The sequence below is a fragment of the Amycolatopsis sp. NPDC104819 genome (assembly GCF_055583145.1).
The window spans coordinates 632930-654752 of record NZ_JBVJON010000003.1 but is presented as its reverse complement, the minus strand read 5'-3'; the positions used below and the strand labels follow the sequence as shown (position 1 = coordinate 654752).

The following is a 21823-nucleotide window of genomic DNA, read 5'->3' as shown; positions in this document are numbered from 1 at the left end:
CCACCCCGCACCGTGACCGAAGGGGACACACTCGAGATGTGCGGCATCGCAGGCACCTACCTCTGGCCGGACGGCGGACCGCTGACCGACCGGCTGACGAAGACCCTGGCCCACCGCGGGCCGGACGGCTCCGGCCGGTACGACCACCGCGCCGGCGCCGGTGAGGTCCACTTGGGACACCGGCGGCTCTCGATCATCGACCTGTCCGAGACCGGGGCGCAGCCGATGGCCCTCGACGGCCTCGCGCTGAGCTACAACGGCGAGCTGTACAACGCGCCGGAGCTGCGGGCCGAGCTGGAGAGCGCCGGCGTGCGCTTCCGCGGGACGTCCGACACCGAGGTGCTGCTGCAGGCGTGGCGGCGCTGGGGCACCGACTGCCTGCCGAAGCTGCGCGGGATGTTCGCCTTCGCGCTGTTCGAAGAGGGCACCGGCGAGCTGTTCCTGGTCCGCGACCAGCTGGGCATCAAGCCGCTGTTCTTCGTGCAGCGGGCCGGCGGGGTCGCCTTCGCGTCCGAGCTGAAGGCGCTGGCCGGTGAGCTGGGCGGGTCGCTGCAGGTGGACAACGCCGCGCTGATCGCGTCGCTGCTCTACTACTGGGTGCCGGACAGCCGCTGCGCCTACCAGGGCGCCGAGAAGCTGCAGCCGGGCACGTGGCTGCGCTGCCGCCCGGACGGCCAGGTCGACCGCGGCCGGTTCTGGTCGCTGCGGGAGGTCGCCGAGGAGGGCGCGGCCTACGAGGGCGACGTCGACCTGCACGAGGTGATCTCCGAGTCGACCGCCAAGCACCTGCTCTCCGACGTCCCGGTCGCGACGTTCCTTTCCGGCGGCCTCGACTCCAGCTACCTGACGGCGCTGGCCGCGCGGTCGCAGCCGGGGATCTCCGCCTACACCATCGGGTTCCGCGCCGAGGACGCCAAGTTCGAGGCGATGCCGGACGACCTCAAGTACGCCCGGATCGTGGCGCAGCAGTTCGGCGTCGACCTGCACGAGATCGAGATCGCGCCGCAGGTGCTCGACCTGCTGCCGAAGATGACCTACCACCTCGACGAGCCGATCGGCGACCCGGCGGCGATCAACTCGTTCCTGATCTGCTCGGCCGCACGCGACGCCGGCGTCAAGGTGATGCTGTCCGGGATGGGCGCCGACGAGCTGTTCGCCGGGTACCGCAAGCACCTCGCGAACCTCATCGCGCTGCGCTACCACAAGGTGCCGGGCGCGGTCCGCAGGCCGGTCGAGTCCCTTGTGGACAGACTGCCGGTGGCGTCGGCCAAGCGCGGCTACCGCTCGGTGCGCTTCGCCAAGCGGTTCCTGTCCTTCGCGGGCCTGCCCGAGGAGACGGCGTTCCGGCGCAGCTACACCATGTACGACCAGGCGGAGCTGCTCGCGCTGGTGAACCCGGACTTCGCGCCCCAGGTCGGGGAGGTCCTCACCGAGCACGAGGACACCTACCACGACCAGGCGCTCGACGACTTCGTCAACCGGATGTGCCTGGCCGACTCGCGGATGTTCCTGCCCGGCCTGAACCTCACCTACACCGACCGGTCGACGATGGCCGCGTCCACCGAGGTGCGGACGCCGTTCGTCGACGTCGAGGTCGTGCGCGCCGCGTTCCGGATCCCCGGCAACCGGAAGATCGTCGGCCGTGCCGGGAAGATGGCGCTGAAGAAGGCCGCGCTGAACATCCTGCCGAGCGAGATCGTGCACCGGCCCAAGGGCCTGTTCAGCGCGCCGCTGCGGGCCTGGATGAGCCGCGACCTGGCGCCGCTGGTGCGCGAAGTCGTCAACGAAGGGGTGCTCGTCTCCTCGGGCTTCCTGCAACGCGAGGCCCTGCAGCGGATGGTCGACGAGGACGCCGCCGGGCAGCAGGACCGCGGCAAGCATCTCTGGCACGTCTTGACCCTTGAGTACTGGTACCGGAACGCGATGTCTGGAGCGGGAGCGAAGTGAAGCAGGTAGTCCAGAACTACAAGAGCGGGGAACTGGCGCTCCTCGAGGTCCCCGAGCCCGCCTGCAAGCCCGGCGGCGTGCTGGTGCGCACGGTGTACTCGCTGATCTCGACCGGCACCGAGATGATGAAGGTGTCCGAGGCGAGCATGTCCCTGGTGGGCAAGGCGAAGGCCCGCCCGGACCAGGTCGCGAAGGTCATGCAGAGCGTCGCCACCAACGGCCTCTCCGCGACCTACCGCAAGGTGACGTCCAAACTGGACTCCTACACCCCGCTCGGCTACTCGCTCTGCGGCGTGGTCGAGCAGGTCGGCGACGGCATCACCGACGTCGCGGTCGGCGACCTGGTGGCCTGCGCGGGCAACGAGCACGCGCTGCACGCCGAGCTGAACTGGGTGCCGAAGAACCTCTACTCCCGCGTCCCCGACGGCGTCGACCCGCGGCACGCGGCGTTCGGGACCGTCGGCTCGATCGCGATGCAGGGGGTCCGCCGCGGCGAGCCGCAGATCGGCGACGTCGCCCTGGTCATCGGGCTCGGCCTGATCGGCCAGCTCGTCGTGCAGCTGCTGGCGTCCTCCGGCGTGCGCGTCGTCGGCGTCGACCCGGACCCGGACCGCTGCAAGCTCGCCGAGAGCCTCGGCGCGCTGACCTGCGCACACCCGGCGTCCGGCATCGTGGACACCGCCGTCGCCGAGCTGACGCACGGCGCGGGTGTCGACCAGACCTACCTCGCCGCCGGCGGCAACACGAACGAGCCGGTCGAGCTGGCCGCGAAGCTCTCGCGCGACCGCGGCCGGGTCATCGACATCGGCAAGTGCAAGCTCGACCTGCCGTGGAACGCCTACTACGAGAAGGAACTGGACGTCCGGTTCTCGCGCTCGTACGGCCCGGGCCGCTACGACCCGTCCTACGAGCTCGAAGGCCGCGACTACCCGATCGGCCAGGTCCGCTGGACCGAGCGCCGCAACCTCGAGTGCGTGCTCGACCTCGTCGCCCGCGACCGCCTCGACGTCGAGCCGCTGATCACGCACATCTCGGACTTCTCCGACGCCGCCGAGACCTACCAGGCGCTCAACGACGGTGAGCTGAAGGCCGTGGCGGTGCTGTTCCGCTACCCGGACGCGGTCGCGAAGACCGAGCCGGTCGTGACGTCCGCGCGGGTCGGGCTGGTCGAGCACAAGGCCGCGCCGCTGCCGGCCGGGCAGCCGGTGCGCCTCGGGTTCATCGGGGCCGGCAACTACGCGTCGTCGATGCTGCTGCCGCACCTCGCCGAGCGGGCCGACGCCCAGCTCAAGCACGTCGCGACGACCTCGGCGCTCTCCGGCGCCAACGCCCGGCGCAAGTTCGGCTTCGCCGAGGCATCCACCGACATCGACAACGTGCTCGGCGACGACTCGATCGACGCCGTGTTCGTCGTGACGCGGCACAGCTCGCACGCCGAGCTGACCCGGCAGGCGCTGCTCGCGGGCAAGACGGTGTTCGTCGAGAAGCCGCTCGCCCTGTCGCCGGAGGAGCTCCAGAAGGTCCTCGACGCGATCGAGGAGTCCGGCAACGACCGCCTGCAGGTCGGCTTCAACCGCCGGTTCGCGCCGCTGCTGCACGAGGCCCGCGGCCAGTTCGGCCCGCGCGTCGGCCCGGCGACCGTCCGGTACCTGGTCAACGCCGGCCGCCTCGACCACGGCAGCTGGTACAACCAGACCGCCACCGAAGGCTCCCGCTTCGCCGGTGAGGGCGGGCACTTCATCGACACCGTGAGCTGGCTGCTCGACGCCGACCCGGTCTCGGTCTACGCGACCGGCGACGTCCAGGTGACGCTCACCTACCCGGACGGCTCGACGGCGGTCATCACCTACGCGGAGACGGGTTCGGCCGGCTTCCCGAAGGAGACGCTCGACCTGACGGCCGACGGCAAGGTCCTCAAGTTCGACGACTTCGTCCGCGCGTCGGTCTACTCGCGCAAGAAGTGGGCCAGCTCGCGGATCCCGAAGGGCCGCGACAAGGGCCAGGCCGCCGAGGTCGACGCCTTCCTCGAAGCCGTCCGGACCGGGGGCCCGATGCCGATCTCGGTCGCCTCGCTGGCCGCGACGACCCTGGCCACGCTCGCCGCGCAGACGAGCGTCGCGAACGCGGCGCCGGTCCGGCTCGACCTGCCGCGGAAGGCTGGTGCCCCGGCATGATGGGTCCCGGCTGGTACCTGCGTCGGCTGTCTCGGATGGGGCCGGCGGAGGTCGTCGGCCGCGCGCGGCACGCCGTCGTCCAACGTCAGTGGCGGTCTTCGCTGCCGGAACCGCCCGACTGGCCGTCGCACCCGCGGTTCACCGCCGCGCTGCCGGCGGGCGTGCTCGGCCGGGTGTCCGGTGAGGCCGTCAAGCGGCTGCTGGTCACCGCCGACGAGCTGATGGCCGGGCGCGCCGAATACTTCGGCGTCGTCCGCGAGGACATGGTCGCGCCGGACTGGTTCCTCGACCCGAAGACCGGCCGTCGCGCACCCGGCGACGGGTACGCCTTCGACGTCCCGTACCGGTCCGAGGACACGGTCGGGGACATCAAGCAGATCTGGGAGCCGTCGCGCCACCAGCACCTCACCGTGCTGGCCGCGGCGTACGCGCTGACCGGGTCCGAGGCGTACGCCGAGCGCGCCGCCGAGCACCTGCGGTCGTGGTGGGCGGCGAACCCGCCGCTGCGGGGGCCGCACTGGGTGAGCGGCATCGAGCTGGGCATCCGGCTGCTGTCGTGGGTCTGGACCCGGCGCCTGCTCGACGGCTGGGCGGGTGTCGTCGGCCTGTTCGACGAGAACCCGGACTTCCAGCTCCAGCTGTGGCACCACCAGAACTGGCTCGCGACCCTGCGCAGCCACGGCTCGTCGGCGAACAACCACGTGCTCGCCGAGGACGCCGGGCTGCTGGCCGCGGCGTGCGCGTTCGGCTGGTTCCCGGAGTCGCCGCGCTGGCGGACCGAGGCCATGCGGTCGCTCGACGTCCAGCTGGGCCGCAACACCTTCCCGTCCGGGCTCAACGCCGAGCTCGCGTCCGAGTACCACGGCCTGGTGCTGGAGCTCGGGCTCGCGGCGGCGGTCGAGGCCGACGTCGCGGGCACCCCGGCGCCGGAAAGCACCTGGGCCGTCCTGCTCCGGATGACCGACGCGCTGGCGTCCATTGTGGACAACCGGTTCCGGCCGCCGCGCCAGGGCGACGCCGACGACGGCTTCGGCCTGGTCGTCGACGGCGAGGAGACCGACCGCTGGGCGTCGCTGCTGGCGACCGGCGAGGCGCTGTTCGGCCGCCGCGACTGGTGGCCGGCGGTCCCCGGGGACGACGTCCGCACGCCGCTGCTGGCGTCGCTGGCGCTGCGGACCCCGCGAGCCACCGGCGTCCGGCCCGACCGGCGGCCGGCCCAGCTGCGGGACGCGGGCATGACGATCCTGCGGTCCGGAAAGGTCTGGGCCCGCTGCGACGGCGGCCCGCACGGCTTCCTCTCGATCGCCGCGCACGCCCACGCCGACGCGCTTTCGGTCGAGGTCCGCCACGACGGCGTCGACATCCTCGCCGACCCGGGCACCTTCTGTTACCACGGTGAGCCGCAGTGGCGGTCGTACTTCCGGTCGACGCTCGGCCACAACACGCTCGAGCTGGGCGGGCGCGACCAGTCGGTGTCCGGCGGGCCGTTCCTGTGGACGCGGCACGCCGTCACGAAGGTGCTGGCGGTCCAGACGCCGGCGGAGGGGCCGTCCAGCTGGTCGGCCGCCCACGACGGGTACGCCCCGGCGGCGCACCGCCGCACGGTGGAGCTCGACGGTGACGCGCTGAAGATCGTCGACGAGGTGCTCGGCGGCGACGGCACGGACTTCCGCCTCGCGTTCCACTTCGGACCGGACGTCCGGGTCGTGCTCGACGGCAGCCGGGCCCGGCTGTCCTGGGCGCACGACGGCGAGCGGCGCACGGCGTCGGTCACCCTGCCCGCGTCGGCCCGGTGGACCGCGCACCGCGGCGAGACCGAACCCCCGCTCGGCTGGTACTCACCCGGCTTCGGCCGGCGCGAACCCGCCACCACGCTCGTCGGCGCGGGCACGGTCGTGTCCGGCGAGAGCCTGACCACGCTCCTCGGTTTCGGGTCATGACGGCCGCGCGGCGTAGCTTTCACGTGAAAGCTACGTCTTGGGGAGGGCTCTTCGGGGCGCTCCTGCTGACGCTGGGCGCCTGCACCGCCGAGCCCCCGCCCGACACCACCCCGAAGGCCGCCGCGGTCTGCGGCCACCTGCCGGCGGGGCCCGCCACCGCGCCGGCCGGCGCGGTCACCGTCGACCCCGCGGTGCACGGCGACCTGCTCACCAAGACCTCGGCGAACCCGCCCGGGACGACGTTCTGGCTCGCCCCGGGCACCCACACCCTCGGCGACGGCGAATACGACCAGGTGGCGCCCAAGGAGGGTGACCACTACATCGGCGCGCCCGGCGCGATCGTCGACGGCAAGCAGGTGAACCGCTACGCCTTCTCGGGCAAGGCGGCCAAGGTGACGATCGAACACCTGACGGTCACCCGGTTCAAACCGCCGGACAACGAAGGCGCGGTGAACCACGACTCCGGCGCCGAGTGGACGATCGAGGCCAACAACCTCGTCGACAACGCGGGCGCGGCCGTGATGGGCGGCACCCGCGAGGTGCTGAAGGGCAACTGCCTGCGCAACAACGGCCAGTACGGCCTCAACGGCTGCTGCGACGACCTCGGCGGGCTCGCCGGGCTGGTGATCGAGGGCAACGAGTTCGTCGGCAACAACGCCGAAGACGTCGAGAAGAAGTACCCCGAGGGGTGCGGCTGCAGCGGCGCGATGAAGCTCTGGGCGGTCAACGGCGCCGACATCCGCGGGAACTGGATCCACGACAACCGCGGGCCGGGGATCTGGGCGGACACGAACAACAACGACTTCGTCATCGAGAACAACGTCATCGAGAACAACGACGACACCGCGATCTTCTACGAAACCAGCTACAACGCGGTCATCCGGAACAACCTCATCAAGGGGAACAACCTCGTCGCCGGGCGCAAGTACGTCCAGGAGGACGACAGTTTCCCGGTGGCCGCGATCTACGTTTCCGAATCCGGCGGGGAACCGCGCGTCAAGGCACGCACGGCGAAGCTGGAAATTTCCGGCAACACCCTGGTGAACAACTGGTCGGGCATCACGCTCTGGGAGAACGCGGACCGGTTCTGCAACAGCCCGGCGAACTCCTCCACGGGCGTGTGCACCTTGCTCGTTCCGGACGTCGCGAAGTGCGCGCCGCCGGGGATCGCGAGCGAGCCGCTGCGCAGCGACTGCCGGTGGCGGACGCAGAACGTCGACATCCACGACAACAGCTTCTCCGTCGACCCGGCGGCGATCGACTGCCAGGAGATGTGCGCCCGGATGGGCCTGCTGTCGAACTACGGCACGGTGCCCGAGTGGTCGCCGTACAAGGCCGAAGCCGTCGAGCAGGCGATCTCCTTCAACCAGAACAACCACTGGCACGACAACCGCTACTCCGGTCCGTGGACGTTCGTGACCGAGGAAGCCAGCAAGCTCAGCGACCCCGGCCGCTGGCAGGGCGTGCCCTACCAGCAGGACCAGGGCAGCTCGTTCAACGCGGGAGGCGGCAGCTGATGACCCGTGCTGTGACATCCGGGGCTTCGCCCCGGACCCCCGAAAAGAGAGTCGAGCAGTCCCAGGACGTCCCGCGCACCGCGCAGGCGACCAAGGTCATCTGCGTGGTGTGGGCCCTGCTGGTCTTCAACACGCTGGGCTCGCTCGGCGCATCCCTGCTGCCGATCCCGCGCTCGGTGCTGCAGATGCTCACCATGTCGTCGGTCGGCTTCGCGTTCGTGCTCGCGCTGGCGGTCAACCCGCGGTTCAGGTTCCGGCCGAGCGCCTACCTGCTGCTGCTCAGCCTGATGCTCGTCGGCAGCTTCGCCAGCAGCGCGCAGCTGACCTCCGGCTGGGGTGGGCTGTTCCGGTGCGCCCGGTTCACCCTCTTCATCGGCACGTTCTGGCTGATCAGCCCGTGGATGGACAACGCGCTGCACTACGTCAAGCACCACGTGCGGGTGCTCACCGCGTTGCTGGTCTCGGTCGGGATCGGCCTGGTCGTCGCGCCCGGGCTGGCGCTGTCCGAGCTGAACGAGGGACGGCTCACCGGCGTCGTGTGGCCGCTGACCGCGACCCAGGTCGGGCAGTACGCGGCGATCACGATCGGGCTGAGCGTGCTGCTCTGGCTGAACAAGCTGACCACCGGGCGGAGCGTCGCGCTCATCTCGGCCCCGGCCGCGGTGATGCTCGTGCTGACCCACACCCGGACCGCGACCGCCGGCCTGGTGGTCGGCCTGACGGTGGCCGGCCTGTCGATGCTGCTCACCAACGCCCGCGCCCGGAAGGTGCTGGCCTGGTCGATCGCGGTGGGCGCGGCCGCGGTCGTGCTGCTCGGCGCGTTCATCCAGGCCTGGCTGCTGCGCGGGCAGGACCAGGAGAACTTCGCCAACCTCACCGGCCGCGCGAAGGTGTGGGGCCGGCTGCTGGACATGCCGCGGACCTGGTTCGAGCAGGTTTTCGGCACGGGATTGTCCAACAAGTCCTTCGACGGCTTGCCGATCGACAACAGCTGGCTCGCCGTTTACCACGAACAGGGCTACATGGGCGTGGTCATCGTCGCCCTTTTCCTGCTGACGCTCGTCGTCTCCGCCATTTCCCGCGCGCCGTCACCGGCCCGGGCGTGCGCGCTGTTCCTCATCAGTTACTGCCTGCTCGCTTCCTACACCGAAGCCGGGCTCGGGGACGCGTCGCCGTATCTGCTGCACCTGGCGCTCGCTTCCTGGCTGCTCGTGACGCCGTTGCCGGACCGCGAAGCCGTGTTCTCACCCGCGTCCGACCACCTGAGCCGGGCGACGTAACGATGCCCCCGGCCCGGACGACCTCATTGACGCACCGTGAATTCCTCCGGCGCGGGGCCGGCCCGGCCCATTCCCCCATTCCGCGAAAGGCGGGCGAACCGTGAGCCGACCAGGGGTGCTGCTCGACCGCGACGGCACGATCATCGTCGACAGCGGTTACGTCGGATCGGTCGACCGGGTCGAGTTCATCGACGGCGCGATCGAAGCCATCGCGGCCCTCAACCGCGCCGGCCTGCCGGTGGCCGTGGTCACCAACCAGGCCGGGGTCGCCCGGGGGTACTACGGGATCGAAGACGTGGAGCAGGTCCACAAGTACATGATCGCGGAGCTCGCCCGGCACGGCGCGCACATCGACCTGTGGCTGTTCTGCCCGTACCACACCGACGGCATCGTGCCGGCCTTCGCGCGCCCCAGCGCCGACCGCAAGCCGGGCCCCGGCATGGCGCTCGCCGCCGCGCAGGCGCTCGACCTCGACCTGAGCGCCTCCTGGGTGGTCGGCGACAGCCCGTCGGACGTCGGGCTCGCCGAGTCCGTGGGCGCCCGCGCGCTGCACGTCGGCCCGCCCAGCTCGGCCGTGCACGGCGTCGAGACCTACCCGGACCTGGCCGCCGCCGTCCGGGTGATCCTCGGCTCGGAAGACCTGACGGCGCCGGATGGCCACACCGCGGTGGCCGGCGTGCCGAAGTTCCCGGCCGCGCGGTTCCACCGGGCGGACTCCTTCGGCGGCGCCTACGTCAACGAGATCACCCGCGCGTTCGGCACGGTCGACCTGGAGCAGATCAGCCGCGCGGCCAAGATCCTGACCGCGGCCCACGACCGGGACGCGACGATCTTCGCCTGCGGCAACGGCGGGTCGGCGTCGATCGCCAACCACCTCCAGTGCGACCACCTGAAGGGTGTCCGCAACGGGACCGACCTCACCACGCGGGTGCACAGCCTCTCGACCAACGTCGAGCTGTTCAGCGCGATCGCCAACGACCTCGGGTACGAGCAGGTCTTCGAGTACCAGCTCGAGTCCCAGGCCCGCGCCGGTGACGTCCTCATCGTGATCTCGTCCTCCGGCCGGTCGCCGAACATCGTGCGCGCCCTCGACTGGGCCGCCGCCCACGACGTGGCGACGATCGCGCTCACCGGCTTCGAAGGGGGACCGGCGCGGACCAAGGCGACGGTTTCGGTGCACGTCGACTCCGTCAACTACGGCGTGATCGAAGACGTCCACCAAGGCTGCATGCACCTGCTGGCCCAGTACGTCCGACAAGCGAGGATGACCCCCGATGCCGTTGTCACCCAGACGTTCTGAGCACATGCGCGTCGCCATCAACCTGCTGACCGACGACCCCGGCAACCCGTCGGGCGCGCACTGGTTCTGGACCCGGGTCATCCCCGAGATGGCCCAGCGGCTCGAGGAGCACGAGTCGTTCCACCTGCTGGTGAGCCCGAAGTCGAAGCCGACGCACCAGGGTTACGGCCCGAACGTGCGCTACATCACCTTCCCGTGGTCCAACGAGAAGCGGAACCTCCGCACGCTCTCGGAGCACCTGCTCTCGCCGGTCCGGCTGCCGCTCGGGCGCATCGACGTGCTGAACACGCTGATGGCGCCGATCGTGCGGTCGGCGCCCGGGCTGGTCGCGCACATCAAGACGTTGCACGCCTACACGACGCCCGACGCCATCTCCCGCGGCGCGCGGTTGTACCGGCAGTTCAGCTACCCGCGCACCGTGCAGAAGGCGGACGCGGTCATCCTGAACTCGAACAGCCTCGTCGCCGAGGCCCAGGAGTACCTGGACATCGACCCGGCGAAGATCCGGCTGATCCCGGAAGCCGTGGACCACGAGCTCTTCAACCCGGGTGACCGGGAAGAGGCGTTCCAGCACGTCTCGCGGCAGTTCGGGGTGCGGAAGCCGTTCGTGCTGTTCGTGTCCTCGCTGTGGCCGTACAAGAACTGCGAAGGCCTCATCCGCGCGTTCGCCGCGGCGAAGGCCGAGCTGGGCGACCGGCAGCTGGTCGTGGTCGGGCCCGGGCGCGACACCGAGTACGTCGGTGAGCTCAAGGCGCTCGCGGCCGGCCTCGGGATCGGCGACGACGTGCTGTGGGTCGGCGGGGTGCCGCTGACCGAGACCGTGCACTTCTACCGCGCCGCCGACGTGTTCGTGTACCCGTCGCACAACGAGACGTTCGGCCTGCCGATCCTCGAGGCGATGGCCGCGGCCTGCCCGGTGGTGACGTCCGACGTCACCGCGATGCCGGAGACCGCAGGCGGCGCCGCGCTGCTGGCCGACCCGAAGGACCCCGACTCGATCGCCGACGCCATCGTCAAGGCCTGCGGGCCGGAGAACGAGCGGCTGCGCAAGGCCGGCCCGGAGCGGGCCGGCGAGTTCACCTGGGCGGCCACCGCGGAGAAAACGCTGGCCGTCTACCGCGAAGTGCACGCCCTCCGGAGCAGCCGATGAGAGTCCTGGTCACCGGCGGCGCCGGCTTCATCGGGTCGCACACGTGCGACCGGCTCGTCGAGCTCGGCCACGAGGTCACGGTGCTGGACGCGCTCGTCTCGCCCGTCCACCGCGACGGCAGGCCGAACCACCTGACCCCCGGCGCCGACTTCTTCGAGGGCGACGTCCGCGACCGCGACCTGGTGCGCAACCTGCTGCGCCGGACCGACGCCGTCTACCACTTCGCCGCCTACCAGGACTACCTGCCGGACTTCGCGAAGTTCACCGACGTCAACGTGACGTCGACGGCGATGATCTACGAGATCATCGTCGCGGAGCGGCTCGACATCTCCCGCGTGGTCGTGGCCTCGTCGCAGGCTGCGATGGGCGAGGGCCTCTACCGGTGCCCCGAGCACGGTGAGCAGACCCCCGACATGCGCCCGGAAAGCCGGCTGAAGGCCGCGCAGTGGGACGTCCGGTGCCGGGAGTGCGACGGCCCGCTCACCATGCTGGCGACGCCGGAGCGCGTCTCGAACCCGCAGAACGCCTACGGGATGTCCAAGCACGGCGAAGAAGTCGTCGCGGTCAACCTCGGCCGGCGGTACGGGATCCCGACCGTCGCCCTGCGGTACAGCATCGTCCAGGGCCCGCGGCAGTCGGTCTACAACGCGTATTCGGGCGCCTGCCGCATCTTCAACCTGCACTACCTCCTCGGCAGCGCGCCGACGCTCTACGAAGACGGCCAGGCGATCCGCGACTACGTCAACATCCACGACGTCGTCGACGCGAACGTCCTGGTGCTGACCGACCCGCGCGCCGCGGGCCGCGTGTTCAACGTCGGCGGCGGCGAGGCGTACACAACGCAGCAGTTCTCCGACGTCGTGCAGCGGCACTACGGCTCGGCGGAGGCCGGCGTGATCAGCGGTGAGTACCGCTTCGGCGACACGCGGCACATCCTCTCCGACATCGACGCGCTCAAGGAGCTCGGCTGGAAGCCGCAGCGCTCGCCGGCGGAGTCCGTCGCCGAGTACGCCGCTTGGCTGCGGGACATGCCCGGCCTCGACGAGATCCTCACCCAGGCCAACGCGAAGATGCGCTCGCTCGGCGTCGTCCGGAAGGCCGGCGCGTGAAGGCCTTCCTGCTCGCCGCCGGCCTCGGCAGCCGGCTGCGGCCGCTGACCGACCGCGTGCCGAAGTGCCTGGTGCCGGTCGGCGGCCGGCCGATGCTCGACATCTGGCTGGACGCGCTCGAGGGCGCCGGTGTCGACGAGGTGCTGGTCAACCTGCACCACCTCGCGCCGCTGGTCCGCGCGCACCTCGCCGGGCGCCGCGGCGGGCCCGTCGTGCACCTGGTCGAGGAGCCGGAGCTGCTCGGCAGCGCCGGAACGCTGGCGGCCAACCGGGAGTTCGTCGAGAACGAGGACAGCTTCCTCGCCCTCAACGCCGACAACCTGACCGACTTCGACGTCCGCGTCCTGATCGACGCGCACACCGCCGGCGGCGCCCTCGCGACGCTGTCGCTGTTCCACGCGGCGGAGCCGTCGCGGTGCGGCATCGTGACCGTGGACGACGAGGGCGTCGTCACCGCGTTCCACGAGAAGCCGGAGAACCCGCCGGGCGACCTGGCCAACGCCGGGATGTACGCGTTCACCCCGGAGGTCCTCGACCTGATCGGACCGGCGCCGCGCGACATCGGCTTCCACCTGCTGCCGCAGCTGGTCGGCCGGGCGCGGACGGTCTCGATCGGCGACGCGTACTTCCTCGACATCGGCACGCTCGAAGCGCTCGCGAGCGCGCGGGACCACTGGGAGAGGCGAGCAGGATGATCATCACCCGCACCCCGCTGCGCGTCGGCCTCGTCGGAGGCGGCACGGACCTGCCGGTGTACTACCGGGAACACGGCGGCCGTGTGCTCAACGCGGCCATCGACAAGTACATCTACGTCGTCGTGAAGCAGCGCTTCGACGACGACATCTACGTCAACTACTCGAAGAAGGAAATCGTCTCGCGGGTCGAGGACCTCGAGCACGAGCTCGTCCGCGAAGCCATGCACATGACCGGCGTGCGCGGCGGCGTCGAGATCACCACGCTCGCGGACATCCCGTCGTCCGGGTCCGGGCTGGGGTCGTCGTCCTCGGTCACGGTCGGGCTGCTGCACGCGCTGTTCGCCTACCAGGGCCGTCAGGTGACGGCGGAGGAGCTCGCGGACCGGGCGTGCACCATCGAGATCGACCGCTGCGGCAAGCCGATCGGCAAGCAGGACCAGTACGCGGCGGCCTACGGCGGCCTGTGCGACCTGAACTTCGGCCCCGGCGACGACACCGTGGTGAAGCGGATCGAGCTGCCGCGGCCGCAGTGGCGGGCGCTGCAGGACGAGCTGATGCTCTTCTACACCGGCGTCACCCGCAGCGCGAACAACATCCTGGGCGAGCAGACGGCGAACGTCGGCGACCGGCTGCCGCAGCTCAAGCAGCTGCGCGACCTCGCCGGTGAGGCGGCCGACGGCCTGCGCGCGCTCGACGTGAGCGCATTGGGCAACGCGCTGCGCAAGAGCTGGGACGCCAAGCGCACGCTGGCGTCGGGGGTGTCGAACCCGCAGATCGACGAGGCCGTGGAAGCGGCGCTCGCGGCGGGCGCGTCCGGGGCCAAGGTGACCGGGGCCGGCGGCGGTGGCTTCCTGCTCGTCACCTGCCCGCTGGAGCACCAGCAGGCGGTCCGGAACGGGCTGCCGGGGATGAAGGAGCTGCCGATCCAGCTCGAGCGGCAGGGCTCGCGCGTGATCTTCAACGTGCACCAGGACATTTGGAGCTGACCGGCCGCGTGCGCGCCTATGATCGAAACGTGGCTCGGTGGATCCTTCGGTGACGCGCGTGGGGTTGCCCGACGCCGCGCCCGCCCTGCCCGGGCCGGTGCGGGTGCCGCTGTTCGCCGTCGCGGTCGTCGCCGCGGTGGTTGCCCTCGTGCTGGGGTTCCTGTTCCACGGCCACACCCTCGGCACCGACCTGGACGAGTCCGTCTACCGGTCGCTGCGGGGGAGCATCGAGCCGCCGTTCGCCTACGGCGTGGCCTGGGTGATCGGCACGGCCGGTGATCCCGTGGTGGCGGGTCCGCTCGCCGTCCTGCTCGCGTTGTTGTTCCGCGCGGCCGGGCAGACCCGGCTCGCCGTGCTCGTCATCGCCGGTCCGGTGGTCACCGGCGCCGTCACGACGTTGGCGAAGCCGATCGCGGGCCGGTACATCAACGGCGACAACCTGTCCTACCCCAGCGGGCACACCGCGTTCCTGACCTCCCTCGGCCTGGTCGTCGGGCTGTTCCTCACCACCCGCAACGAGCTCGGGCGGCTCGCCGGGACGGCCGTGGTGCTGGCGCTCGGGCTCGTCTGCGCGGCGGCGATGTCGTGGTCGCAGGTGTCGGACCGGGTGCACTACCTTTCCGACACCTTCGGGGGTTTCTGCGTCGCCGTGGCACTGGTGACGGCGACCGCGGCCACTGTGGACGCCGTCATCGATAGGGTGAAAGCCCGCCGCTGAAACCGGTTCCGGCCTTATCGTTGCCGACGTGAAGTCGTTGGCGGTTCTGGTGTTCCTGCTCGCGGTCGTCGTCCCGGCGCCGGCCGCGAACGCCGATCCGGCGCGCGTCGCGGTGTGCGACAGCAAGGAGCTCCTCGGCCCGGACACCCCGCCCGCGGGCGCGGTCGTCGTCCCGGCGGGGCGCCTGAACGGCAGCGACCTCGAGACCCCGGGCGCGACCTACTGGTTCGCCCCCGGCGTGCACACGCTGGCCCCGGGCGAGTTCTCCCAGCTGTCCCCGGCCGACGGCGCGACCTTCGTCGGTGCGCCGGGTGCGATCCTCGACGGCAACCACGACAACCGGTACGCCTTCACCGGCCGCGCCACCGGCGTCACCATCCGGTACCTGACGATCACCGGGTTTGCCGCGCCGCGCGACGAAGGTGTCGTCAACCACGACTCCGGCAACGGCTGGCTGGTGGAGCACACCACGCTGATCCGCAACGCCGGGGCGGCGCTGATGGCCGGCGCGGAGAACACGATCCGCGGGAACTGCCTGCGCGACAACGGCCAGTACGGCCTCAACGCCTACCAGGCCGGCAACGGGATCCGGCGGCTGGTGGTCGAGGGCAACGAATTCACCGGGAACAACACGGCCGACTGGGAGTCGAAGGTCCCGGGCTGCGGCTGCACGGGCGCGGCGAAGTTCTGGGCCGTCGACGGCGCCGACGTCCGCGGCAACTGGATCCACGACAACCGCGGCCCCGGCCTCTGGGCGGACACGAACGACAACGACTTCCTCATCGAGGACAACGTCATCGAGAACAACGACGACGTGGGGATCTTCTACGAGATCTCGTACAACGCGACGATCCGCGGCAACGACCTGCGCGGCAACGGCCGGGTGGCGGGCCGCCACGCGGCGGAGCGCGGCGACCCGTTCCCGGTGGGCGCGATCTACTTGTCCGAAGCGGGCGGCGACGCCCGGGTGGCCGCGCGCGTCGCGAAGATCGAGGTGACGGGCAACCGCCTGGAGGACAACTGGGACGGCATCGTCGCCTGGGCCAACGCGGACCGCTTCTGCAACTCCCCGGCGTCGACGACGTCGGACTGCACCCGGATCGTGGGGCCGTCGAACACCTCGCGCTGCGCGGCCCCGGCGATCAGCTCGGCGCCGTTGTACCGGGATTGTCGCTGGTGGACGGCCGAACTGGACATCCACGACAACGTGTTCAGTTTCGACCCGGCGGGGTGTGCGTCCCGGCCGTGCGGCCGGATGGCGTTGTTCGCGAACGTGGGAACGGTGCCTGCGTGGTCCCCGTACCAGGGCGACGTGATCCAGCGCGACATGCTCCACACGGCGGGCAACCGCTGGCACGACAACAAGTACGAGGGTCCGTGGCAGTTCATGGCGGGAGACATGGCCACGACGGTCCCGGCCGGAGTGTGGACCGGGCCGTCGTACGGCCAGGACACGGGGAGCACCTTCGCCGGGTGACCCCGCCCGGGCTCAGGCGAACCGGCGGAACACCGGCCGCACCGGTCTGTTCGGTTCGGTCAGATCCAGCCGTCGTAACGGCGCCAGTGACCGATTGGCGGCGCCAGACTTCCCGAACGGGTCATTGGCGGCGCTGAGGCCGCCGGGCTTTGGTGAGCGGGTGGAGGCGCCGGGTGACCCCCGCCCGCCCGGTTCAGCCCGGCTCGGCTCGGCTTGGCTTGGCTCGGTGAGATTCAGCCGTCGGAACGTCGCGAATGACCCATTGGGGACGCGAGACGTCCCGAATGGGTCATTGGCGACGCTGACCCCGCCCGGGCTCAGGCGAACCGGCGGAACACTGGCCGCACCGGCCGCCCGCCCATCCACGGCGTGGGATCCCCGGCGTCCAACGCCTTCCGGTACACCGTGCAAGCCTGCGCGACGACATCGATCGTCTTGTCGATGTCCGCGTCGGTGAGACCCGCACTGACCACAAAGGACGGACCCAGCACCCCACCGGACACCAGTTCCCGCAGGAACAACGTCCGGTACGGCTGTGACGGCTTCCCCTCTTCGTCCAGCGTCCCGAAGACCAGGTTGCTCGCCCGCCCGCGCACGACCACGTGCTCCTCGACGCCGATGCCCGCCGCCACCTCGCGGACGCCGGCGGCCAGGCGGTCGCCCAGTGCGTGCAGACGCGCGATGACGTCCTCGTCGCGGTACACGTCCATCACCGCCATGGCCGCCGCCAGCGAATGCGTCTCCGCGCCGTGCGTGGTCGAGAGCAGGAAGACCCGCTCGCGGTCGCCGGCGCGCAGGCCGCCCAGCTCCATCAGCTCGCGCTTGCCCGCGAGGGCCGAGACCGCGAAGCCGTTGCCGAGGGCCTTGCCGAACGTCGAGAGGTCCGGCGTGACGCCGTACAGACCCTGCGCGCCGTGGGCGGACCAGCGGAACCCCGTGATCATCTCGTCGAAGATCAGGACCACGCCGTGGCGTGTCGCGAGCTCGCGCAGGCCGCGCAGGTAACCCGGCGGGGGGCCGACCACCGTCGCCGGCTCCAGGATCAGGCACGCGATCTCGCCTTCGTGCCGGCGCAGCAGCTCCTCCGTCGCCGGGAGGTCGCCGTACGGGAACGACAGGGTCGCGTCCGTCGTCTCGTCCGGGATGCCCGCGTTCATCGGCGTGGTGCCGATGAACCAGTCGTCGGTCGAGAAGAACGCGTGGTCGGCGCACTTCGCGACGAGCTTGCGGCCGGTCGCGGCGCGGGCCAGGCGGACCGCCGCCGTCGTGGCGTCCGAGCCGTTCTTGGTGAACTTCACCATGTCGGCCGTCGGCACGTTCTCGAGGAACCGCTCGGCGGCCTCGGCCTCGATGATCGACGGCCGGATGAAGTTGCTGCCCTTCTCCAGCTCGTCGCGGACGGCCGCGACCACCCGCGGGTGCGCGTGGCCCAGGCTGACCGCTCGCAGTCCGGAGCCGTACTCGACGTACTCGTTGCCGTCGACGTCCCAGACGTGGCCGCCGCGGCCGTGGGAGATGACCGGAGCCATCCCTTCGGGATACTGGTCCGAGCCCTTGGCGTAGGTGTGCGCACCGCCGGGGACGACCCGGTGCAGCCGCTCGTTCGCCGCCGCGGAGCGGGGCAGGTTCGTTCCCATGGGGATCACCTCGTTGGTTTCAACGCCTCTCCGAGAGACGGCGCGCGCTCATCCCGGTCACTGACCATTGTGACCGCCAGTGGCCACGAAATGTCCAATTCAGGGTCTTTGTACGAAATTGTGATGTCTTCGGCGGGATCGTGGGCCCGGTCGATACGGTACGAAACGTCCGAGGGATCGGTGAGTGACTGGAACCCGTGCGCGCAGCCCGCCGGGATGTACACCGAAACCTGCGTGTCACCGGAGAGTTCGAACGTCTTCACATTCCGATACGTCGGTGAATCCGGGCGGAGGTCCACCACGACGTCGAAGACCGCGCCGTGCGAGCACCGCACCAGCTTGGCCTCGCCGGCGCCGCCACGCAGATGCATCCCGCGGACGACTCCCTTGCGGGACCGGGAAAGGCTGTCCTGGACGAAGCCGTCCGGGTTGATGCCCACCGAGGCGACGACGTCGCGGTCGAACGTCCGGCTGAAGAACCCGCGCTGGTCGGGGAACGGCGTCGGCTCGAAGAGGTACACCCCGTCGATCTCGGGGACCGGAATGGCCTTCACACCGCACCTCCGTCGATGACGAGCTTCGAAAGCTCGGTGAACTGGTCTTCGACGCGGGCAGCCATCTCTTCGGCCCGCCGTTCGATGGTTCCGGTGACTTCGGCGCGGTTCTCTTCCAGCCGGCGGAAAAGCGCCACCAGCCGGTCGAAGTCGGGCTCGCGCGCCGAAATGCAGAACTCCTCGACACCCATCGACGCCATCAGCACGTCGCTCTTGCGCGCGTACCCGAACGAAACGGTCGGTTTTGCGGACTTCAGCGCGCACAGGACGTTGTGGTACCGCGTGGCCACGATCGTGTCGGTCGCCGCCATCTGCGCCATCAGGTCGCCCAGCGACTTCAGCGGCTGGGTGGTGACGTCGGCGTCCGGCCGGTGCGCGACGGCGTCGGCGATGACCTCGCCGGGCACGTCGAGGTCGGCGACGTCGCCGATGAACAGCCGGACCGGGCGGCCCTCGTCCACCATCAGCCGCACGAAGCGCTTCACGGTGTCGAGGTAGGACGCGTTGATCTGCTCGGCGCGGGCGCGGTCGTCGTTGCCGCCGTGGAACTCCATCAGCCCGACGCCGACCGCGCCGGTCGACGGCCGCGGTGCGGGCGCGGGCAGCGCGAAGGCGAGGTCGGGGAAGACGTGGTCGTCGCGGACGTCCACGCCCATCCGGCCGAGCGCCGCCCGGGAGTGCTCGTCGCGGAACGACCGGTAGTGCGCCAGGCGGGCCGCGCGCGAGACGACCCACCGGGTCCCGCGCTTGCGCACGTAGTCCGCGCCGACGCTGACGAGCGCGACCTTCGCGCCGGTCAGCCGCGCGGTGATCCCCAGCCACAGCAGGGAGTACGGCAGCGCCCACGGCCGGATCGGCAGCGTCGCTTCGAGCACGCCCATGCCGGGCACGATGACGACGTCCTGCTTGCGGACCCAGCGCCAGGTGCGGACCGGGTCGAGGAGCTTGCCGAGCACCTTGAGCGCCGCGGCCCGCACCCCGGTCGCGTCCCCGGCGTGCGGTTCGTACCACTGCAGGTGCGTCGCCGGCGCGCCGTAACGCGCGGTGAGCTCTTCCGGGCCCATGGCGAGGAAGTCGAGCCGGACGTCGGGGTACCGGCGGCGCACGTAGGCGAGGACCGCCTCGAGGGAGCCGTCGTTGCCGAGGTTGCCCGAGCCGAGGATGCCGAAGAAGCCGATCCGCGTCACGCCATCAGCCCGATCTTCCGCAGCGGCTTGCCGCCGAGCCATTCGGCCATGACGCCGTAGCAGTGCCGGCGCTCGGTCGCCGTCAGCGGCGCGTCCCGGATCGCGGAGACGTATCCGGCGAGGTACTCGCCGAAGAGCCGGGCCTTCGACTGGCCCGCCCGCCGCGGGTCGAGGTTGGTGCACACCCGCTGGACCGTGCCGAGGTTGTCGCCGCGGCCGGGGTGCTCCCGGCGGAAGAACATGACCTCGGGCACCTGGATGAACGGGCCGTGCAGGGCGAGCTCGCCGACGAACTTGCGGCCGGCGTTGTGGTAGCTGTCGTGCGGCGGGATCCGGCGCAGCACCGCGGTCCGGATGACGCCGTAGAAGTCGTCGCCGCCTTCGCGGAACATCAGGTCGCGGAACCGGACCGCCGGGTCGGGCGAGTCGGTCGCGAGCTGGTAGTCGTAGTTCTCGAGGATCTCGCCGCGCTCGTCGACGATCGCCATGTACGAGTGGGCGAGGACGGCTTCCGGGTGCTCGTCGAGCGTCCGGACGCAGGCCTCGATCAGCCCGGGGGCGAACAGGTCGTCGTGGGCGGCCCACTTGAAGAGCTCACCGCGGGCCGCGCGGACCAGGAAGTCGTGGTTGGGGGCCGCGCCGATGTTCCGGGGCTGCCGGATGTAGCGGATCCGGTCGTCCTTCGCGGCGTACTTCTCGCAGATTTCCCGGGTGCCGTCGGCCGACGCGTTGTCCGAGATGACCAGTTCGTAGTCGGTGTAGGTCTGCGCGAGCAGGGCTTCCAGCGCCTCGGCGAGGTAGTTCTCCCCGTTGTAGACCGGAAGTCCGATGGTCAGCCGTGGTGCGCCGGTCATGGTGTCCTCGTTTCCTGAGGGGTTTCCGAAGGGGTCCGGGTGTGTGCGCGTACCGCGAGGTGGAGCTGGGTCCACCAGATGAAGGCGGCGGTGAACGTGGCCGAGGCGACACCCCAGCCCGACCCGACCGCGCCGCCGATCACGGCGCCGCCCAGGCCACCCGTCACGTAGAGCACCGAGGCGATCAGCTGGCAGCGCATGCTGCGGCGGGCCGCGCCCAGCGCGCGCAGGCCGGTCGCCGCGCCGCCGATGAAACTGGCGTTGAACACCGAGAACGTGGCCGGGAGGATCAGCAGCCGCGCGGTGTGCCAGACGTCGCCGAGGACGAACTCGCCGAGCCGGTCGTTGAGCACCAGCAGCAGCGTGACGCCCCAGAGCAGCGCGGCGAAGGCCTGCGCCCCGCCGAGGACGAAGCAGAACTTCATGAGCTTGTGGACGTTCCGCTTCACCACCCGCGCGGCTTCGGGCACCGCGACGAAGGCGAGTCCCATGAGGACGGCGACGAACGGCCCGAGCAGCAGCTCACCGCCGCGGACCGTGCCGACGGCGGCGACCCCGGCGATCGCGCCGAGGCCGTACATCCGGATCTGCGAGCCGCTGCTGTTGCTCACGTTCTCGACGAGGTAGCGGGTCCCGAGGTCGCGGTGATCCCGCAGCCAGGTGCGGACACCCGTGACGCTCGGCCGCAGCCGCGTCTGCACGTAGCCGTACCCCGCGGCCACCGCCGCGCCGCCGCCCCACGCGAGCAGGAACGTGACGACGTTGGCGTACATGCTCGCCAGCAGCATCGTGGGGATCATCGCGACGGCCCAGACGACGTCGTTCAGGAACGCCTTCTGGCCTTCGCCGGCGGCGAAGAACGCGAACCGCCAGGTGTCCTGCAGCAGCAGGAACGGCAGGATGATCCCGAGGGCGACGAACGCGGAGCCGAGCTGGCCGCCGACCGCGATACCGAAGAGCACACTGAGGATCCCGGCGGCGACGCCGATGACCAGGCCGGTCGCCGACGCCCGGGCCACGGCCGCGCGCCAGAGCCCGGTCTCGACCCCGCTGAACCGCACGATCAGCGGGTCCGTCGCCAGGCCGCGGGAGATGTTGATCAGGACGCCGTAGGTCACCCAGGCGAGGCTGAACAGGCCGAACGCCGTCACGCCCAGCTCGCGCGCGACGAAGATGCCGATGGCGAAGTTGGTCAGGCTGGAGACGGCCTGGTCGCCCAGGCCCCAGGAGAGCCGTCCCGCCATCGCCTTGAGACCGCGGGACGGGCGGACGGCGCGGTGCTGACCGGTCGTCATCCC

General features: G+C 70.9%; 17 protein-coding genes. 12 read left to right on the top strand and 5 right to left on the bottom strand.

The window, feature by feature from the left end; genetic code table 11:
* Positions 1 to 36: 36 nt before the first annotated feature.
* From asnB to ACZ63E_RS12310, 12 genes are all read left to right on the top strand, one after another.
* On the top strand, positions 37 to 1947 hold the full coding sequence (gene asnB, locus ACZ63E_RS12365) for an asparagine synthase (glutamine-hydrolyzing) (RefSeq protein WP_465336023.1): 1911 nt from the start codon (positions 37 to 39) through the stop codon (positions 1945 to 1947).
* Positions 1944 to 4121, top strand: coding sequence for a bi-domain-containing oxidoreductase (locus ACZ63E_RS12360; RefSeq protein WP_465336022.1), 2178 nt, complete (start codon positions 1944 to 1946; stop codon positions 4119 to 4121). The genes asnB and ACZ63E_RS12360 overlap by 4 nt, the downstream gene beginning before the upstream one ends.
* Positions 4118 to 6061, top strand: coding sequence for a heparinase II/III family protein (locus ACZ63E_RS12355; RefSeq protein WP_465336021.1), 1944 nt, complete (start codon positions 4118 to 4120; stop codon positions 6059 to 6061). Before ACZ63E_RS12360 ends, ACZ63E_RS12355 begins: the two co-directional genes overlap by 4 nt.
* Positions 6058 to 7578, top strand: a complete 1521-nt coding sequence (locus ACZ63E_RS12350) for a right-handed parallel beta-helix repeat-containing protein (protein WP_465336020.1) — start codon at positions 6058 to 6060, stop codon at positions 7576 to 7578. The genes ACZ63E_RS12355 and ACZ63E_RS12350 overlap by 4 nt, the downstream gene beginning before the upstream one ends.
* Positions 7578 to 8858, top strand: a complete 1281-nt coding sequence (locus tag ACZ63E_RS12345; protein ID WP_465336019.1) for an O-antigen ligase family protein — start codon at positions 7578 to 7580, stop codon at positions 8856 to 8858. The genes ACZ63E_RS12350 and ACZ63E_RS12345 overlap by 1 nt, the downstream gene beginning before the upstream one ends.
* A 100-nt stretch (positions 8859 to 8958) precedes the next feature.
* A complete protein-coding gene (locus tag ACZ63E_RS12340; protein ID WP_465336018.1) occupies positions 8959 to 10158 on the top strand; it encodes an HAD-IIIA family hydrolase in 1200 nt (399 codons plus the stop codon).
* Between the two features lie 4 nt (positions 10159 to 10162).
* A complete protein-coding gene (locus ACZ63E_RS12335; RefSeq protein WP_465308519.1) occupies positions 10163 to 11308 on the top strand; it encodes a glycosyltransferase family 4 protein in 1146 nt (381 codons plus the stop codon).
* Positions 11305 to 12417, top strand: coding sequence for an NAD-dependent epimerase/dehydratase family protein (locus tag ACZ63E_RS12330; protein ID WP_465336017.1), 1113 nt, complete (start codon positions 11305 to 11307; stop codon positions 12415 to 12417). Before ACZ63E_RS12335 ends, ACZ63E_RS12330 begins: the two co-directional genes overlap by 4 nt.
* Positions 12414 to 13112, top strand: a complete 699-nt coding sequence (locus ACZ63E_RS12325) for a nucleotidyltransferase family protein (RefSeq protein WP_465336016.1) — start codon at positions 12414 to 12416, stop codon at positions 13110 to 13112. Before ACZ63E_RS12330 ends, ACZ63E_RS12325 begins: the two co-directional genes overlap by 4 nt.
* Complete coding sequence (locus ACZ63E_RS12320) at positions 13109 to 14098, top strand: GHMP family kinase ATP-binding protein (protein ID WP_465336015.1); 990 nt, start codon at positions 13109 to 13111, stop codon at positions 14096 to 14098. The genes ACZ63E_RS12325 and ACZ63E_RS12320 overlap by 4 nt, the downstream gene beginning before the upstream one ends.
* A 37-nt stretch (positions 14099 to 14135) precedes the next feature.
* Positions 14136 to 14816 carry a phosphatase PAP2 family protein gene (locus tag ACZ63E_RS12315; protein WP_465336014.1) on the top strand — a complete coding sequence of 227 codons (681 nt, stop codon included), beginning with the start codon at positions 14136 to 14138 and terminating at the stop codon, positions 14814 to 14816.
* A gap of 28 nt (positions 14817 to 14844) precedes the next feature.
* Entirely contained in the window at positions 14845 to 16293 is a 1449-nt protein-coding gene (locus ACZ63E_RS12310) for a right-handed parallel beta-helix repeat-containing protein (protein ID WP_465336013.1), read from the top strand.
* Between the two features lie 317 nt (positions 16294 to 16610).
* Here ACZ63E_RS12310 and ACZ63E_RS12305 read toward each other — a convergent pair whose 3' ends face one another.
* From ACZ63E_RS12305 to ACZ63E_RS12285, 5 genes are read right to left on the bottom strand one after another with little or no spacing between them, the layout of a single operon-like run.
* The gene (locus tag ACZ63E_RS12305; protein ID WP_465336012.1) at positions 16611 to 17930 is read right to left on the bottom strand and encodes a glutamate-1-semialdehyde 2,1-aminomutase; all 1320 of its coding nucleotides are present in this window, start codon (positions 17928 to 17930) and stop codon (positions 16611 to 16613) included.
* A gap of 5 nt (positions 17931 to 17935) precedes the next feature.
* The gene (gene rfbC / locus ACZ63E_RS12300; RefSeq protein ID WP_465336011.1) at positions 17936 to 18484 is read right to left on the bottom strand and encodes a dTDP-4-dehydrorhamnose 3,5-epimerase; all 549 of its coding nucleotides are present in this window, start codon (positions 18482 to 18484) and stop codon (positions 17936 to 17938) included.
* Complete coding sequence (locus tag ACZ63E_RS12295) at positions 18481 to 19671, bottom strand: polysaccharide pyruvyl transferase family protein (protein WP_465336010.1); 1191 nt, start codon at positions 19669 to 19671, stop codon at positions 18481 to 18483. Before ACZ63E_RS12295 ends, rfbC begins: the two co-directional genes overlap by 4 nt.
* A complete protein-coding gene (locus tag ACZ63E_RS12290) occupies positions 19668 to 20525 on the bottom strand; it encodes a glycosyltransferase family 2 protein (protein ID WP_465336009.1) in 858 nt (285 codons plus the stop codon). The genes ACZ63E_RS12295 and ACZ63E_RS12290 overlap by 4 nt, the downstream gene beginning before the upstream one ends.
* Positions 20522 to 21820: a hypothetical protein gene (locus ACZ63E_RS12285; protein ID WP_465336007.1), complete on the bottom strand. Its 1299-nt coding sequence runs from the start codon at positions 21818 to 21820 to the stop codon at positions 20522 to 20524. The genes ACZ63E_RS12290 and ACZ63E_RS12285 overlap by 4 nt, the downstream gene beginning before the upstream one ends.
* Positions 21821 to 21823: the final 3 nt, after the last annotated feature.

Bases quoted from the DNA above. Each gene is read 5' to 3' on its own strand.
- asnB (WP_465336023.1), top strand. From the start codon at position 37: ATGTGCGGCATCGCAGGCACCTACCTCTGGCCGGACGGCGGACCGCTG.
- ACZ63E_RS12355 (WP_465336021.1), top strand. From the start codon at position 4,118: ATGATGGGTCCCGGCTGGTACCTGCGTCGGCTGTCTCGGATGGGGCCG.
- ACZ63E_RS12350 (WP_465336020.1), top strand. From the start codon at position 6,058: ATGACGGCCGCGCGGCGTAGCTTTCACGTGAAAGCTACGTCTTGGGGA.
- ACZ63E_RS12345 (WP_465336019.1), top strand. From the start codon at position 7,578: ATGACCCGTGCTGTGACATCCGGGGCTTCGCCCCGGACCCCCGAAAAG.
- ACZ63E_RS12335 (WP_465308519.1), top strand. From the start codon at position 10,163: ATGCGCGTCGCCATCAACCTGCTGACCGACGACCCCGGCAACCCGTCG.
- ACZ63E_RS12330 (WP_465336017.1), top strand. From the start codon at position 11,305: ATGAGAGTCCTGGTCACCGGCGGCGCCGGCTTCATCGGGTCGCACACG.
- ACZ63E_RS12320 (WP_465336015.1), top strand. From the start codon at position 13,109: ATGATCATCACCCGCACCCCGCTGCGCGTCGGCCTCGTCGGAGGCGGC.
- ACZ63E_RS12305 (WP_465336012.1), bottom strand. From the start codon at position 17,930: ATGGGAACGAACCTGCCCCGCTCCGCGGCGGCGAACGAGCGGCTGCAC.
- ACZ63E_RS12290 (WP_465336009.1), bottom strand. From the start codon at position 20,525: ATGACCGGCGCACCACGGCTGACCATCGGACTTCCGGTCTACAACGGG.
- ACZ63E_RS12285 (WP_465336007.1), bottom strand. From the start codon at position 21,820: ATGACGACCGGTCAGCACCGCGCCGTCCGCCCGTCCCGCGGTCTCAAG.